The sequence below is a fragment of the Pseudomonas maioricensis genome (assembly GCF_022790535.1).
Lineage (GTDB): Bacteria > Pseudomonadota > Gammaproteobacteria > Pseudomonadales > Pseudomonadaceae > Aquipseudomonas > Aquipseudomonas maioricensis.
The window spans coordinates 275,908-291,493 of record NZ_LOHG01000006.1; the positions used below are offsets into that span (position 1 = coordinate 275,908).

A 15,586-nucleotide genomic window follows, 5' to 3' on the forward strand; every position below is an offset into this window, starting at 1 on the left:
TCTGCGGCCCTGGCCGACAAGCAATACCAAAGGTCTAAACCCATAAAATATGGCTGCCTGTTATTTAATGCGAGTTGCGGGCAAAGCCTTGAGAAATCATTCATGAATAAGCTGTGTTTACTCGGTCTTCTGGTCGGTCTGGCCAGTCAGCCAGTGTTGGCTGCAAACAATGTCAACGCCCCGGCGGCCAATAGCCAGGCCACGCTGCAGGCTAAAAACGCCTTCATCGCCAATCTGATGAAACAAATGACCCTTGACGAAAAGATCGGCCAACTGCGCTTGATCAGCATCGCCCAGGACATGCCGCAGCCGATGATTCTCAAGGAAATTGCTGCGGGCCGCATTGGCGGCACGTTCAATTCCATTACCCGTTCGGAAAACCGCCCGCTTCAGGAAGCAGCAGTCGCCAAAAGCCGCCTGAAAATTCCGATGTTCTTCGCCTATGACGTGATCCACGGTCATCGGACCATTTTCCCGATCAGCCTGGGTATGGCTGCCAGCTGGGACATGGCCGCGATTGCCGAGACCGGCCGCATTTCGGCGATTGAAGCCAGCGCCGATGGCCTGGACATGACCTTCGCCCCGATGGTGGATATCTCCCGCGATCCACGCTGGGGCCGTAGCTCCGAAGGTTTTGGCGAAGACACTTATCTGGTTTCGCGCATTTCCAAAGAAATGGTCAAGTCGTTCCAGGGCGCGAACGTCGCTTCTGCCGACAGCATCATGGCCGCCGTCAAACACTTCGCCCTGTACGGCGCAGTCGAGGGCGGTCGCGACTACAACACCGTGGACATGAGTCCGACCCGCATGTATCAGGATTACCTGCCGCCGTATCGCGCCGGTATTGATGCAGGCGCTGGCGGTGTAATGATCGCGCTCAACTCGATCAATGGCGTACCTGCCACGTCCAACAACTGGTTGCTGCAAGACCTGTTGCGCAAGGACTGGGGCTTCAAGGGTGTAACCATCAGCGATCACGGTGCGATCAAGGAGTTGATCGACCACGGTGTCGCCAAGGACTACCGCGAAGCGGCCAAGCTGGCCATCAAGGCTGGCGTTGACCTCAGCATGAACGACAAGGCTTACGGCGAAGAGCTGCCAGGCTTGGTCAAGAGTGGCGAAGTGTCCGTGAAGGAAATCGACAACGCGGTCCGCGAAGTGCTGGGCGCCAAGTACGACATGGGCCTGTTCGCCAACCCGTACCTGCGCATTGGCGATGCGGCTCAAGACCCGGCCGATACTTATTCTGACGACCGTCTGCACCGCGCTGAAGCGCGTGACGTAGCACGCAAAACGCTGGTACTGCTGAAAAATCAGAACGAAACGTTGCCGCTGAAGAAAGAAGGCACCATCGCCGTGATCGGCAGCCTCGCCAAGAGTCAGCTGGACATGCTCGGCAGTTGGTCTGCCGCTGGCCGCCCGAATCAGTCGGTCACCGTCTATGATGGTCTGGCCAATGCCGTCGGCGACAAAGCAAAGCTGCTGTATGCCCGTGGCTCCAACATCAGCGACAACGAACACATCCTCAACTACCTGAACTTCATTGAACATGAAGTGGAAGTTGATCCGCGCCCAGCCCAGGAAATGCTCGACGAAGCGGTCAAGACCGCTGAGCAGGCCGATGTGATCGTTGCCGTAGTCGGCGAGTCTCGCGGTATGTCTCACGAATCCGCCAGCCGCAGCAGCCTGAACATCCCTGCAACGCAGCAGGCATTGATCAAGGCCCTGAAAGCCACCGGCAAACCGTTGGTCCTGGTGCTGATGAATGGTCGTCCACTGGTGCTGGTCGACGAAGTCGAGCAGGCCGATGCGATGCTGGAAACCTGGTTCCCGGGCACCGAAGGCGGCAATGCCGTGGCCGACGTACTGTTTGGTGACTACAACCCGTCGGGCAAACTGGCGATGTCGTTCCCGCGTTCGATCGGTCAACTTCCGATTTACTACGCACACCTGAACACCGGTCGTCCTTACTCGCCGGAGAAGCCTGGTAACTACACATCGCATTACTTCGAAGAAACCAACGGCCCGCTGTTCCCGTTTGGTTTTGGTCTGAGCTACACGCAGTTCGATGTTTCGGATATCACTCTGTCTAGCAGAGACCTGCCACGCAAAGGCAAGCTCACTGCCAGCGTGACCGTGAAGAACACTGGCAAAGTCGCGGGCGAAACCGTGGTTCAGTTGTACCTGCGTGACGTTGCAGCGTCCATCAGCCGTCCGGTCAAAGAGCTCAAGGGCTTCGAGAAAATCATGCTGAACGCGGGTGAAGAGAAAGTCGTGACCTTCACCCTCACAGAAGAAGACCTGAAGTTCTTTAACCCGCAGTTGAAATACGCAGCCGAAGCGGGTGAGTTCAAGCTGATGATCGGCCTGGATTCTGCGACGGTTAAAGAGACGAGTTTTAATTTGTTGTAAGAGTGAGCTGTCGAGGGCAAACACACTGCCTTCGACGAATAAAACAATATTTGAGTACCGCGTAACATCTGTAGGAGCTGCCGAAGGCTGCGATATCGATCTGATCCAGTTATCGCATCGCAGCCTTCGGCAGCTCCTACAAGACCGTGCCCCAATGCGGAATCCAGGCTGCCCCACTCATGCCCTCCACTTCCCGCCCCTTGCGCATAACCCTGTATGTCCTGCTGATCCTGGCGGGGGCTGCTGTGTCGGCGGGTTTGGCCATGCGCCATGCTCAACGCGTGGCTGTAGAGCAGGAAGCCACGCGGGCACTGGATCAGCTTTCACTCTACGCCAACACCCTGCACACGCTTATTGAGCGCTACCGGGCGTTGCCTGCCGTGTTGGCCCTCGACCCGGAACTGCGCGCCGCACTTAACGGCCCGATCACTGCCGTGTCCCAGGATGCACTGAACCGCAAACTGGAGAAGATCAATGGTGCCGCCCAATCCTCGACCCTCGAACTGATGGATCGCGATGGCCTGGCCATCGGTGCCAGCAATTGGCGGCTGCCGACCAGCTACGTGGGGCACAATTACGCGTTCCGTCCTTACTTCCAGCAAACCAGGGCCACTGGTGTCGGGCGTTTCTACGCAGTCGGCGTAACCAGTGGTATCCCCGGGTATTTCCTGTCCCACGCGGTCACCACTGATACAGGCGATTTCATGGGGGCAATGGTCGTGAAGCTGGAGTTTCCCGACCTTGAGCACGAATGGGCCAAGGGCGATGACTTGCTGTTGGTCAGTGACGCCAAGGGCATCGTTTTCATTGCCAACCAGCCAAGCTGGCGTTATCGCGAACTGCTGCCCATCTCTGAAAAGGATCGCGCCGAACTGGCCGCAACCCGCCAATACGACAAACAACCATTGTCTCCCCTGCCACGCACTGAGCTACGCGAGTTCAGCAAGCAAAGCCACCTGACTCGCGTAGATGGACCGGACGGCAGCGCCGATTATCTGTGGCAATCAATGCCACTCACGGGCGAAGACTGGACTCTACACCTGTTGCGTAAACCTCAAACAGCCAGCGAGGACGCGCGCAACGCTGGCCTCGCAGCCGCAGGCACCTGGCTGACACTGGTTTTTCTCGGGCTGTTTCTCTACCAGCGTTGGCGTTTGGCGCGCCTGCGTGAAAGTAGCCGTGACGAGTTGGAGCGTCAGGTACAAGAACGCACCCGAGATCTGCGCACCGCACAAGAAGGCCTTGTGCAGTCCGCCAAACTGGCCGCCCTGGGGCAGATGTCCGCAGCGTTGGCTCACGAAATCAATCAACCTCTGACGGCTCAGCGCATGCAATTGGCGACAGTTCGGCTGTTGCTTGATCACGGACGCGTTGATGATGCCTACAAGGCTCTCGGACCGCTGGATCAACAACTGGTCAGGATGACAGCGCTGACCGGTCACCTGAAAACATTCGCCCGTAAAAGCCCCGGTGGGCTGCGCGAAAGACTGGATCTCGCAGCCGTCGTTGATCAAGCCCTGTTACTGCTGGACTCACGGTTGCGTGATGAGCATGTTGATTGCGTTCTGAATCTGACGCGACCGGCCTGGGTGCGTGGGGATGCGATCCGTCTTGAGCAGGTGCTGATCAATTTACTGCGCAATGCTCTGGACGCCATGCGCGACAAACCGGTCAAACGCCTGGAAATCCGCATTCACCCTGAACAGACACGCTGGCTGATCAGCGTCAGTGACAGCGGTGGCGGCATTGATGAAGATCATCTGGCGAACATCTTCGACCCGTTTTTCACCACCAAACCGGTCGGCGATGGTTTGGGCCTGGGGCTGGCTGTGTCCTATGCCATCGTCCATGAGTTGGGTGGTCGGCTCAACGCCGAAAACAAGAACGATGGCGCGCTGTTCTGGTTCAGCTTGCCCAACGACTATCTGGAGCCTGCCCCCGCATGTTGAACTCAGTGATTGTGGTCGACGATGAAGCTCCGATTCGCGAAGCAGTCGAACAATGGCTGACGCTGTCGAGCTTCAACGTTCAGGTCTATAGCCGCGCAGAGGATTGCCTGGCGCAGTTGCCGGAGCACTTCCCCGGCGTGATCCTCACTGACGTGCGCATGCCGGGAATGAACGGTATGGAGTTGCTGAATCGATTACAGGCGATTGATGCCGACCTGCCGGTTATTCTGCTGACCGGCCATGGCGACGTACCCATGGCGGTGGACGCCATGCGTGAAGGTGCCTATGACTTTCTCGAAAAGCCTTTCAGTCCGGAAGTGTTGCTTCGTAACCTGCGACGCGCCCTGGAAAAACGCGAACTGATTCTGGAAAACCGTCGCCTTCATGATCAGGCCGACTCCCGCACCAGGCTGGAAGCAACCTTGCTGGGCGTCTCACCCGGCCTGCAAACCTTGCGCCGTCAGGTGCTGGACCTCTCACAACTACCGGTGAACGTGGTCATCAGAGGTGAAACCGGCAGCGGCAAGGAAATGGTCGCCCGCTGCCTGCATGACTTCGGTCCCCGCGCGCACAAACCTTTTGTGGCACTGAACTGTGCGGCAATCCCGGAGCAATTGTTCGAAGCCGAATTGTTCGGCCACGAAAGCGGAGCGTTTACCGGCGCCCAGGGCAAACGTATCGGCAAGCTGGAGTACGCCGATGGCGGTACGCTGTTTCTCGATGAAATCGAAAGCATGCCGCTGGCACAACAGGTCAAACTGCTGCGGGTGCTGCAAGACAAGAAGCTTGAGCGTCTGGGGTCCAACAAAGCCATTGATGTCGACCTGCGTATCGTCGCGGCAACCAAGCCAGACCTGCTGGAAGAGGCCCGCGCCGGGCGCTTTCGCGAAGACCTGGCTTACCGGCTTACAGTTGCCGAGTTGCGCCTGCCGCCGCTGCGCGAGCGTCGTGAAGACATCCCTCTATTGTTCGCACACTTCGCGAGTACGGCAGCGCAGCGCCTGGGCCGCAGCGCCCCGCCACTCAGCGGCGCACAGCTAGGCCAACTGCTGAGCCACGACTGGCCGGGTAATGTACGCGAACTGGCCAACGCAGCAGAGCGACAGATTCTCGGCCTGGAATCGGCCCCTCTGATGACGGGTGATAGCGGGCAATCCCTCGCCGCCCAACAAGAGGCTTTTGAGGCCCAGTGCCTGCGCGCCGCTCTGGCAAGGCACAAAGGGGATATCAAAGCCGTCCTCGAAGAACTGCAACTGCCTCGCCGCACCTTGAACGAGAAGATGCAACGGCATGGCCTGTTGCGAGAGATGTTTGTCGAGTAGAACAGCCGTCTGGGCTGATGTAGCGTCTATCGATAACTGATATGAAATGCGGATCCTGTAGGAGTGAGCTTGCTCGCGATTCGATTTCCCTGTCGATAAATTACTGCCTGACCTGACGGCATCGCGAGCAAGCTCACTCCTACAGGATCCGTGTTTGCGGCGAGATGTCGTAGCGTCAAAGATACGATCGTGATCTCACGCCACGAATCGGCAACTTTCCGCTCACGCCAACGCCCTCAATAGGCGGATTTCCGCTCATCCAGCTTGATGCATCCCCTCTAAACCGGCCTTTCTTCACATGGCACAGGTCCTGCTATAGCCATAGCAAGGTTGCGCATTGACGCGCCATTCTAAAAACAATGAATAAAGGAACATGATGGACACTCCCAACTCTGCCCCTGTCGGGTCGGCCAGCGCACCAGCGGCCGCAAAAACCACCTCAAGTCGTCTCAAGTCAATTTTCAGCGGCTCGGTCGGCAACATGGTCGAGTGGTATGACTGGTACGTCTATGCCGCCTTCTCCCTCTACTTCGCCAAGGCCTTCTTCCCCAAAGGCGACACCACTGCGCAACTGCTCAACACCGCCGCGATTTTCGCCGTAGGCTTCTTGATGCGCCCAATCGGCGGCTGGCTGATGGGGCTGTACGCTGACCGCAAAGGTCGCAAGGCAGCGCTGATGGCATCGGTACTGCTGATGTGCTTCGGCTCCCTGATCATTGCCTTGACACCGGGCTACGAAGTCATCGGCGTCGGCGCTCCTATCCTGCTGGTATTCGCCCGTTTGCTACAGGGCCTGTCAGTCGGTGGGGAATACGGCACCTCGGCTACTTACCTCAGTGAAATGGCGACCAAAGAACGCCGCGGCTTTTTCTCCAGCTTCCAGTACGTGACGCTGATTTCCGGGCAGCTCATCGCTCTTGCCGTATTGATCGTGCTGCAGCAGACGCTGACCACCGAGCAACTGTACTCGTGGGGCTGGCGTGTGCCGTTCGTAATCGGCGCGCTGTGTGCGGTGGTTGCGTTGTTCCTGCGTCGCGGTATGGAAGAGACGGAATCGTTCACCCGCAAGAAGAAAGAAAAGCCGCAGGAAAGCCTGATGCGCACGTTGATGCGCCACCCCAAGGAACTGATGACCGTCGTCGGTCTGACCATGGGCGGTACGCTGGCTTTCTATACCTACACCACGTACATGCAGAAGTACCTGGTGAACACGGTCGGCATGAGCATCAGTGACTCGACCACGATCTCGGCAGCGACGCTGTTCCTGTTCATGGTGATTCAGCCGCTGGTAGGCGCACTGTCGGACAAAGTCGGTCGCAGACCGATTCTGATCGCCTTCGGGGTATTGGGAACGCTGTGTACCGTACCGATCCTCACGACGCTGCATACGATTCAGACCTGGTGGGGAGCATTCTTCCTGATCATGGCGGCGCTGATCATCGTCAGCGGCTACACCTCGATCAACGCAGTGGTTAAAGCCGAGTTGTTCCCAACGGAGATTCGCGCTCTGGGCGTCGGCCTGCCCTATGCCCTGACCGTATCGATCTTTGGCGGCACCGCCGAATACATCGCACTGTGGTTCAAGAGCATTGGCATGGAGACCGGTTACTACTGGTACGTGACAGCCTGTATTGCCTGCTCGCTGCTGGTGTATGTCTTCATGAAGGACACGCGCAAGCATTCGCGGATCGAGACCGACTAAGGTCACATCATCGGCAATGATGAAGGGCAGCCGCATTTTTTGCGGCTGCCCTTTTTTATGAGAAGCACGGCCTACCCATAGCTTCCAGATCAGTGCAATTTAAGTCTAAAAAAACGGAAAATATCGCAAACATAATTAAGATTCAGATTTGTCAAGAGGCTTTATTGCAAGATTTTTCAGAGAAATGCACCACCCTGATGCAACCTAGCCCCTACAGCCCGAAAACAGCGCCCTGCGGCTTACTATCATTTTTAACGATGGTCGTTAGCACTCCTATTCACTTCTGAATAAATTTCAGGCGCGTAGCATTCACTCCATACCGAACTGACAAACAACTCGATTGGAGTAAACATCATGAAAACTAACAAACTGATTTTTGGTCTTGCTTTCTCTGTATTGGCTTCAAGCGCATTCGCTTCTCCACAACTTCCAAGTCTGCCAGGTAACGACCACACTAATGCGGTTGAGCAGACTTCGACTCTGACTGTTGCTGAAGGCGGTAGCAAACACACTAATGTAGGTGGCATTCGCCAGGCTTCTGATGGTGCTGATCACGTCGGTGCAAATCGTCTGGCTGCAGATGGTGCAGACCGCGTTGGTGCAAACCGCCTGACTTCCGATGGCGCTGATCACGTCGGTGCAAACCGCCTGGCTGAAGACGGTGCTGATCGCGTTGGTGCAAACCGCCTGACTTCCGATGGCGCTGATCACGTAGGCGCAAATCGTCTGGCTGCAGACGGTGCAGATCGCGTTGGTGCAAACCGTCGAGTGTAATCGCTCGACGTGTCCCCTTTAGCCCGGCCTCGTGCCGGGCTTAATCGTTTTGAACCAAGCAGAACTGTCAGGCACGGTGAATTGTCAGGCACTATGGACGCAAATTTCATGCGTCGTAGCGGCTAAACAGGACCCGTACCATGTCAGACGATATTTACTCTTATGAGCCCTCCCAAGGCCATGGCCTGCCTCACGATCCGTTCAATGCCATCGTGGGCCCCCGCCCCATCGGCTGGATCTCCTCGCGCGATACCAACGGCAAGTTGAACCTGGCGCCTTACAGCTTTTTCAACGCGTTCAACTACATTCCGCCAATCATCGGGTTTTGCAGTGTTGGCCGCAAAGACAGCCTGAACAATATCGAACAGACCGGCGAGTTCGTCTGGAACCTGGCCACACGCTCGCTGGCAGAAGCCATGAATCAGAGCTGTGCCCCCGTTGCAGCGGACGTCAGTGAGTTTGAATTGGCGAACCTGACACCTCTGGCATCGCAGATCGTGGCGGTTCCACGCGTGAAAGAGACGCCGGTGTCGTTCGAATGCAAGGTCACCCAAATCATCCAGCTACAGCGCGCCGACAAGGAGCTTGTACCCAGCTGGTTGATTCTTGGCGAGGTGGTGGCTGTGCATATTGCCAAGTCGCTGCTAAAGGACGGGATTTACGACACGGCAGCGGGCGAACCTATTCTGCGTGGCGGCGGCCCGGCCGACTACTTCCAGCTGGGACCCGAAGCGCTGTTCAGGATGCACCGCCCTAAAGCCTGAGAAGTGAAGCCAGATCAAAGCGCCTGTAATGACAGGCCCCCCTCAGCATCGATGTCGACCAGACGGTCCAGCTCGGCAGTGGCTGCAACGTCGGCATCGTAGGCGGTCTTGAATTTCTGGCCTGGCAGTATCCGATGAAATACCGGTGCACCACCGGCTCCCAGGCCTTTTACTGCAATGGCGGCATCGTAGCCACCCTCGCCGGGGACTACTGCGGATACGGCTTCGAAGCCATTGAGTTCTTTGCGTGCCATAAATAGTGATCCTGCTTAATACTTTAAAGCAGGGGATTCTAACCGGCAGCGCTCAGACTGTGTTCATCCAGCGAGCGACTTCAATGTCTGCGCCATCAGGCGTAGTGAAGGTGTGGAAATCCAGGCTGCTAACCATGTAGGTCTGGATGACTTCGGAAAACACTTGCAGCTCAGGAGTGGCCAGCCAACTGTTCATGGCTGCGTCACTGGCCCAGCAGCCGGAAATCAACCATAGATCCGGGTCCTTGAGTGAAAGCTGCAAGGTAAAGTTCAGGCAACCGTCGGCGTTGCGCGAGGGTTCGATCAAGCAGAGCAGGCGCTCGCCCAATTGCTCGCTTTGACCTGTCCTGGCGCGGGCGAAAACCAGATGGCTCACTGTTGATGACTGAGGCATGGTCATGGCTCCTTGTGTGTATCAGGATGATGTTCCGGGATTGACGGCAGGAACCGAGATTAGGGCCTGGGCGCAATCATCGTTAGTCAGTTCCTGTCGGCTTCTTGCCTGATCCTGCACCACTGCCGAAAAAGCTTTCAGCGCAATGCGCCATGCACATGATCATTCTGAACAGTACCAGGCAATGCTTGATCCGATCCTGCGGCCCCAATGCTGCACACTGGCAGGATCAGGCAATCATCCCGCAGGATTAGCGTAGTTCTTTGGCTTGCACAAAAATAAGCTAGGCACATTAACGAAGGATTAAGGACTCCCCATGTCGCAACTCCACCTCCCCAAAGAACCGGTCAGCGAAGACATGGAAAAGCAGCGGGCGGAACTGGCTGAGCTGATTCGCCGTTTCGCGCCCTCTGAAGGTGCTTTCCAGACAGCAATCTCGCCGCTGCACATGGTGCGCTATGAAAGTCCGGCAGAATCGTTGCCAAGCCTGATCCAGCCTGCGCTGTGCATCTTTGCTCACGGCAGCAAAGAAGTGCGCCTGGGGGATGAGACCTACACCTACGACCCGCTCAACTATCTGGTGTTGTCCGTGGCATTGCCTCTGAGCGGCAGAATCCTTGATGCCACCCCGGACAATCCAAACCTGGCGCTAAGGCTGGATATTGACCCTGCGGACATCAACGCATTGATTGCCGAGGCAGGCCCGATGAGCGTCCCCACACGCCCCAGCGGGCGCGGTCTTTATATAGAACGAATCGATGCGCAGTTGCTGGATGCGGTGCTGCGTCTTTCAAAGCTGCTGGACAGCCCGAAGGACATCGCCATGCTTGCGCCGCTGATAAAACGCGAGATCCTCTATCGCCTGCTGCGCAGCCCTCAAGGTCACCGTCTTTATGAAATCGCTATCACCAGTTGCCAGACGCATCGCGTAACCCAGGCGATCAGGTGGCTCAATCAGAATTTCACTGAATCATTGCGCATAGAAGACCTGGCCCGAGAGGTGAACCTGAGTGTTTCAACCCTGCACCATCGCTTCAAAGCCGTGACGGCAATGAGCCCGTTGCAGTATCAAAAGCAGCTGCGACTTCAGGAGGCGCGGCGTCTGATGCTTGCCGATGGACTCGATGCTTCAGCAGCCGGTTACAAAGTCGGCTACGAAAGCCCTTCACAGTTCAGCCGGGAATACAGTCGACTGTTCGGAGCCCCGCCGCTTCGCGACCTCGCTCGGTTGAGGGCGACGGTTTAGCCGAGTGTGGCGGAGCGCTCTCAAGGAACGCTTTGGCAGGCGTCGTTACCCTGCCATCATTCCTCTCATCCACACCCTTTGATCAATCTCGATCAATGTCGGCCCTGGCCGCATCACCGCAACCCGCAAAGCAGCCTTGAGCGAGTCAACGCCGTCCACCGCTTCTGCCTCACACCCTAGAGCCTTGGCAACGCCAATAAAATCCGGCGTATAAATATCCACGCCTACAGGCTCGATAGCGCGGTTGACCATGTACTTCTTGATCTCTTCGTAACCCTGGTTATTCCACAGCAGGATGATGATCGGCGTGCGCGCTTCGACTGCACTGGCCAGTTCCGCCAACGTGAATTGCAGGCCTCCATCGCCAATCAGGCAGGCCACCGGACGCGGCTCACCCGCATCAGCGCGCCCCAGCCAAGCGCCTATCGCGGCTGGCAGCGCGTAGCCCAGCGTGCCGTAACCGGTGGAAGAGTTGAACCAGCGCCGCGGCTGATCCAGGTCCAGGGTCAGATTCCCCGTGTAGACCGGCTGGGTTGAGTCACCCACGATGATCACTCCCTCCAGTACCTCCACGACCGTACGCAGAAAGACCGTCTGCCCAAGGGTCGCCGCGTCCCATGAAGCATCAAGGGTTTTGCGCAATGCGCTTACACGGCTGGCGCCCCAGTCTGAAAGGCGCTCGCTCAGTGTTTCGTGTGCCATCGCGGTGAGCAGTGCTTGTGCAGCCGCACTGGAATCAGAGACCAGCGCCACTGCTGGCGGAAAGTTACGCACGGTCTGGTCGGGATCAATGTCGATGCGAAGCAACTTCCCCGGGATTTTGAAGTGCCCCTGAAAGGTGATGTCGTAGTCTGTTTCCGCAAGCTCGGTGCCAATCGCCAATACGACGTCAGCGGCCTCTATCAACTCACGCGTCGGATCCAGCGCCTGAGTCGAACCGATCAGTAGAGGATGACTGGCAGGCAACATGCCCTTGGCGTTGATCGTCAGCGCCATGGGAGCATCCAGTTGCTCAGCCAGACGAGTCAGTGCGGGAGCAGCGTCAATGGCGCCGCCCCCGGCCAGGATCAAAGGTCGCCGGGCACTGGCGAGCAGGCGGCTCATCTGCGCAATGGCTGCCGGTGACGGGCCGGCGCGGCTGACCCTGACCGGTTCACACCCCAGCAACGCATCGGCATTTTCCACCAACACGTCGAGCGGAATTTCGATATGAACCGGCCGCGGACGTCCGGCCTGAAATACCGCAAACGCCCGCGCCAGGACTCCGGGCAATTCAGCGGCGGACATCAGTGTGTGGGAAAAGGCCGCGACGCCAGCCACTAGCGCACCTTGCGCTGGCAGCTCATGTAACTTGCCGCGCCCGCCCCCCAACTGGTTGCGCGACTGCACGCTGGAAATGACCAGCATGGGAATCGAATCCGCATAAGCCTGGCCCATGGCCGTGGTGATATTGGTCATGCCAGGCCCGGTAATAATGAAGCACACCCCCGGTTTGCCACGGGTCCGTGAGTAACCATCAGCCATGAAACCCGCACCCTGCTCGTGTCGCGGCGTGATGTGTCTGATGCTCGAACTGGCCAGCCCGCGGTAGAGTTCAACGGTGTGCACACCCGGAATGCCGAACACCCGCTCCACACCATAACCTTCCAGTAACTTCACCAACACTTCGCCGCAGGTTGCCATTGTTATTGATCCTCGATTGACTGGAAGACGTTCCGATACGCGCTCACTTGAAACGCCGGTGATACAGCTGCAAAAGCAAATTTCATGCTCAATGGCACCGGCATCAACACGGCTATAACTTTTAAGGCATTAAGCCATGCCTGCTAGATCAATTCTTTCCTACAGCTCTAAAACGCCTGCCCTACACTCCTGTTAATCCTTTCAGTACTGCCATGTAGTCGGAATGAGGGAAGCAGCATGAACATAAAAATAAAAAGATGCGTCACTGTACTGGGTATCAGTGCCGTCATCGCCGTGTATGCGGCAGGCGTATATCGCAATGAGCTGGCGCGGCAGGCACCGCAAGTCGCGACCTGCAATTTTGGTCATTGCGTCCCCAGTAATGCGACATTCAGTGCGTTGCGATGACACAACGCTGAAGCGTTTAAGTCGCGAGAACTGTATAAGGCACCTATCGATTAGGGAGCTATCGGCTTAGACTGATTGCTTCCCCCGTCGGTATTCGGCGGGCATCACTGCCGATCAGGTTCTGCCTTGACCAGTCTTTCCGCCACCACGCCTTCCATCCGCAGCGTCCTGTTTGCGTTGATGATGGCCGTATTTCTCAGCGCGCTGGATCAGACAATCGTCGCTGTCTCGATCCCTGCCACCTCTACCCAGTTCAATGACTTCGACCTGTTGGCGTGGGTGATCTCCGCCTACATGGTGGCCCTGACCGTGGCAGTACCGATCTACGGCAAACTGGGCGATTTGTATGGTCGGCGCAAGTTGATGCTGTTCGGGCTTGGACTCTTCACGCTGGCGTCTCTGTTCTGCGGCATGGCGCAAAGCATGGAACAACTGGTACTCGCGCGGGTTATTCAGGGTATTGGCGCGGGCGGCATGGTTTCAGTCAGCCAGGCAATCATCGGTGACCTCGTGCCGCCCCGAGAGCGAGGACGCTACCAAGGCTACTTCAGCGGCATGTACGCCCTGGCCAGCGTTTCGGGCCCATTGCTGGGGGGCGTCATGACACAGTACCTGTCCTGGCGCTGGGTGTTTCTGATCAACCTTCCACTGGGCGTGATCGCCTGGTGGTTCGCCAAACGTACCTTGCTCGGTCTACCTGTCCCGCAACGTAAACCCATCATCGATTACCTTGGGACAGTGCTGATGATTATTGGCCTGAGCTCGCTGTTGTTGGGTATTACGGAGATTGGCCAAGGCCACGGCTGGCGTGATCGACAGGTACTGACACTGCTCGGCGTGGCACTGCTGGCCCTGATCTGCTTCGTCTGGTACGAGCGGCGCACGCTCGAGCCTTTGTTACCGATGCACCTGTTCGCCAACCGTAGCGCCGTGCTTTGCTGGTGCACGATTTTCTTCACCAGCTTCCAGGCTATTTCGTTGATCGTTCTGGTGCCGCTACGTTTCCAGACTGTCACCGGCGGCGGTGCCGACAGCGCTGCAGTGCACCTTTTACCTCTGGCGATCGGCATGCCGATGGGCGCTTTTTTTGCTGGCCGTCGCACGTCGCTCACCGGCCGCTACAAGCCGATGATCCTCACCGGCGCGATGTTGATGCCGATAGCGATCCTGGGCATGGCGTTCACTCCACCGCAATCGTTGCTGCTGACCAGCCTGTTCATGATGATGACGGGGATCGCCAGCGGTATGCAGTTCCCGACCTCGCTTGTAGGGACACAAAACTCGGTTGCGAGAAACGACATGGGCGTGGCGACCAGCACCACAAATTTATTCCGCTCCCTGGGCGGCGCAGTGGGTGTGGCCATGATGTCTGCGCTATTACTCGCAATGCTGCAAGACACCGGACTGGGCGGCGTGAGCGCAGGCCCTATCGGCGCTGAAGGCGCATCCGGCAATGTCCTGCTGGACAGCCTCAACGCCGCCAGCGGCCCTGCCCTGCAAATCTTGCGTGACGAGTTGTTATTGACGTTCCGCCACCTGATGATCGTCAGCGCGGCAATCTCGCTGCTGGGCCTGGCTGCCGCGCTGGCAATGCCCAACAACCTGTTGCGGGGCAAGGAGCACAAGGAAGCCTGAAATGAGTTTTGTCGAACTACCCTATGGGAGGCGGGCTTGCCCGCGATAAGCACAACCAGTGTTATCTGAAGCACTGCATCGCGAGCAAGCTCTGCTTTCACAGGATCTACTTGCTGTAATACCCCACCGCCACCAGGTAATTCCCGACCTTGCGCGCGTACGCATGCTTGTTCTCCACCTTGCCGGTTACCGGGTTGCGCCAGCGGTATTCGTATTCAGCGGCGTCCTGTTTATCAATCAAGGCCAGCATCGGCTCACCCACAGGTTTGCCCTCAGGATCTTTTACCTTGCGAAAGTCAGTGTTGATCAGTCGCAGATTCGTACCGTGTGCCACATAACGCTTACTGGTCAGATCGACGACGAACACATAGAGGTCATCCTGCAAAAAGCCGCCTCGCAGGCTATTGATCGCACTGAGTGTGCCCTTTTGGTCACGATTCAGCTCACCGACAGCCTTATCCAGCAATACCCTGGCTTGCTCAGGCGAAGCCCGAGGAACGTAATAACCCACCGCGAGGATCCGCTCGCCGACACGCTGGAAGTAAACACGCTTGCGCTCAACCTTGCCGTCAGCCCAGTTATGCCAGCGGTATTCAGCCTGCTGCACACCCTTGCTCTCAGGGGTTTGCAAAACCTCCTTGAACGCCTTTTGCAGATCAGGCTCAAGCACCTGAGATACATCCCGACCTATCAGCACCACCGAGGGACCACCGCTGGCGAGCATGACGCCATGAGTATCGACGACAAACACGTAGCGCTCCCCGTCAACGAACTCGCCCTGACGGCTGAACTCGGCAAATGACTTGTCCCCGGCCTGCTGGTAGCGCGCCACTGCCTTCTCCAGCAGCGCCTTCGCAGCAGGCCCCTGTTCCGGGCTCTCGACGCCCGCCCCGGCCTGGCCAAGCCAGGCGGAACATAGAAACCCCAGGACAACACCGATACGTCGTGGCGAAAGCTGCATGACAGGACCCTCTTTTTTATAAGTCTGCGCAGAGCTTAGCCAAACGCCGGATGATGAAGAATCATTCATAAAGAAGAGGTGA

Annotated in this window: 13 protein-coding genes; 9 read left to right on the forward strand and 4 right to left on the reverse strand. The window is 57.4% G+C overall.

The features are described 5' to 3' along the window. Positions 1-102: 102 nt before the first annotated feature. The 6 genes from bglX (at position 103) to AUC61_RS12360 (ending at position 8,923) form a co-directional block, all read left to right on the forward strand. Positions 103-2,412: a beta-glucosidase BglX gene (gene bglX, locus AUC61_RS12335; RefSeq protein WP_243246411.1), complete on the forward strand. Its 2,310-nt coding sequence runs from the start codon at positions 103-105 to the stop codon at positions 2,410-2,412. A 179-nt stretch (positions 2,413-2,591) separates the two neighbouring features. Then, entirely contained in the window at positions 2,592-4,361 is a 1,770-nt protein-coding gene (locus AUC61_RS12340; RefSeq protein ID WP_243246413.1) for an ATP-binding protein, read from the forward strand. Beyond that, on the forward strand, positions 4,355-5,683 hold the full coding sequence (locus AUC61_RS12345; protein ID WP_243246421.1) for a sigma-54-dependent transcriptional regulator: 1,329 nt from the start codon (positions 4,355-4,357) through the stop codon (positions 5,681-5,683). The genes AUC61_RS12340 and AUC61_RS12345 overlap by 7 nt, the downstream gene beginning before the upstream one ends. Before the next feature lie 376 nt (positions 5,684-6,059). Beyond that, positions 6,060-7,385: an MFS transporter gene (locus AUC61_RS12350; RefSeq protein ID WP_243246422.1), complete on the forward strand. Its 1,326-nt coding sequence runs from the start codon at positions 6,060-6,062 to the stop codon at positions 7,383-7,385. A 354-nt stretch (positions 7,386-7,739) separates the two neighbouring features. Next, a complete protein-coding gene (locus AUC61_RS12355; protein ID WP_122665504.1) occupies positions 7,740-8,159 on the forward strand; it encodes a hypothetical protein in 420 nt (139 codons plus the stop codon). Positions 8,160-8,299: 140 nt separating this feature from the next. After that, the gene (locus AUC61_RS12360; RefSeq protein ID WP_243246424.1) at positions 8,300-8,923 is read left to right on the forward strand and encodes a flavin reductase family protein; all 624 of its coding nucleotides are present in this window, start codon (positions 8,300-8,302) and stop codon (positions 8,921-8,923) included. A gap of 14 nt (positions 8,924-8,937) precedes the next feature. Here the strand turns inward: AUC61_RS12360 and AUC61_RS12365 are convergent, their stop codons facing one another. Together AUC61_RS12365 and AUC61_RS12370 are read right to left on the reverse strand one after the other, a co-directional pair. Next, positions 8,938-9,177: a hypothetical protein gene (locus AUC61_RS12365; protein ID WP_243246427.1), complete on the reverse strand. Its 240-nt coding sequence runs from the start codon at positions 9,175-9,177 to the stop codon at positions 8,938-8,940. 52 nt (positions 9,178-9,229) lie between these two features. After that, entirely contained in the window at positions 9,230-9,571 is a 342-nt protein-coding gene (locus AUC61_RS12370) for an antibiotic biosynthesis monooxygenase family protein (RefSeq protein ID WP_243246429.1), read from the reverse strand. A 316-nt stretch (positions 9,572-9,887) separates the two neighbouring features. Here AUC61_RS12370 and AUC61_RS12375 point away from each other — a divergent pair, with 316 nt between their 5' ends. Then, positions 9,888-10,817, forward strand: coding sequence for an AraC family transcriptional regulator (locus tag AUC61_RS12375; protein ID WP_243246448.1), 930 nt, complete (start codon positions 9,888-9,890; stop codon positions 10,815-10,817). 45 nt (positions 10,818-10,862) lie between these two features. On the opposite strand, the gene AUC61_RS12380 is transcribed toward AUC61_RS12375, so the two are convergent. Then, complete coding sequence (locus tag AUC61_RS12380) at positions 10,863-12,500, reverse strand: 5-guanidino-2-oxopentanoate decarboxylase (protein ID WP_243246449.1); 1,638 nt, start codon at positions 12,498-12,500, stop codon at positions 10,863-10,865. 237 nt (positions 12,501-12,737) lie between these two features. On the opposite strand from AUC61_RS12380, the gene AUC61_RS12385 reads away from it, so the two are divergent. Both AUC61_RS12385 and AUC61_RS12390 read left to right on the forward strand, forming a co-directional pair. Beyond that, positions 12,738-12,908 carry a hypothetical protein gene (locus AUC61_RS12385; protein WP_243246452.1) on the forward strand — a complete coding sequence of 57 codons (171 nt, stop codon included), beginning with the start codon at positions 12,738-12,740 and terminating at the stop codon, positions 12,906-12,908. Between the two features lie 126 nt (positions 12,909-13,034). Further along, positions 13,035-14,543, forward strand: coding sequence for an MDR family MFS transporter (locus AUC61_RS12390; protein ID WP_243246461.1), 1,509 nt, complete (start codon positions 13,035-13,037; stop codon positions 14,541-14,543). Between the two features lie 106 nt (positions 14,544-14,649). On the opposite strand, the gene AUC61_RS12395 is transcribed toward AUC61_RS12390, so the two are convergent. Then, the gene (locus tag AUC61_RS12395; RefSeq protein ID WP_243246470.1) at positions 14,650-15,504 is read right to left on the reverse strand and encodes a cache domain-containing protein; all 855 of its coding nucleotides are present in this window, start codon (positions 15,502-15,504) and stop codon (positions 14,650-14,652) included. Positions 15,505-15,586 lie beyond the last annotated feature (82 nt).

What these genes read in the sequence shown, in the direction of transcription:
- bglX (WP_243246411.1), top strand. Translation starts at nt 103, where the DNA reads ATGAATAAGCTGTGTTTACTCGGTCTTCTGGTCGGTCTGGCCAGTCAG.
- AUC61_RS12340 (WP_243246413.1), top strand. Translation starts at nt 2,592, where the DNA reads ATGCCCTCCACTTCCCGCCCCTTGCGCATAACCCTGTATGTCCTGCTG.
- AUC61_RS12345 (WP_243246421.1), top strand. Translation starts at nt 4,355, where the DNA reads ATGTTGAACTCAGTGATTGTGGTCGACGATGAAGCTCCGATTCGCGAA.
- AUC61_RS12350 (WP_243246422.1), top strand. Translation starts at nt 6,060, where the DNA reads ATGGACACTCCCAACTCTGCCCCTGTCGGGTCGGCCAGCGCACCAGCG.
- AUC61_RS12355 (WP_122665504.1), top strand. Translation starts at nt 7,740, where the DNA reads ATGAAAACTAACAAACTGATTTTTGGTCTTGCTTTCTCTGTATTGGCT.
- AUC61_RS12360 (WP_243246424.1), top strand. Translation starts at nt 8,300, where the DNA reads ATGTCAGACGATATTTACTCTTATGAGCCCTCCCAAGGCCATGGCCTG.
- AUC61_RS12365 (WP_243246427.1), bottom strand. Translation starts at nt 9,177, where the DNA reads ATGGCACGCAAAGAACTCAATGGCTTCGAAGCCGTATCCGCAGTAGTC.
- AUC61_RS12370 (WP_243246429.1), bottom strand. Translation starts at nt 9,571, where the DNA reads ATGCCTCAGTCATCAACAGTGAGCCATCTGGTTTTCGCCCGCGCCAGG.
- AUC61_RS12375 (WP_243246448.1), top strand. Translation starts at nt 9,888, where the DNA reads ATGTCGCAACTCCACCTCCCCAAAGAACCGGTCAGCGAAGACATGGAA.
- AUC61_RS12380 (WP_243246449.1), bottom strand. Translation starts at nt 12,500, where the DNA reads ATGGCAACCTGCGGCGAAGTGTTGGTGAAGTTACTGGAAGGTTATGGT.
- AUC61_RS12385 (WP_243246452.1), top strand. Translation starts at nt 12,738, where the DNA reads ATGAACATAAAAATAAAAAGATGCGTCACTGTACTGGGTATCAGTGCC.
- AUC61_RS12395 (WP_243246470.1), bottom strand. Translation starts at nt 15,504, where the DNA reads ATGCAGCTTTCGCCACGACGTATCGGTGTTGTCCTGGGGTTTCTATGT.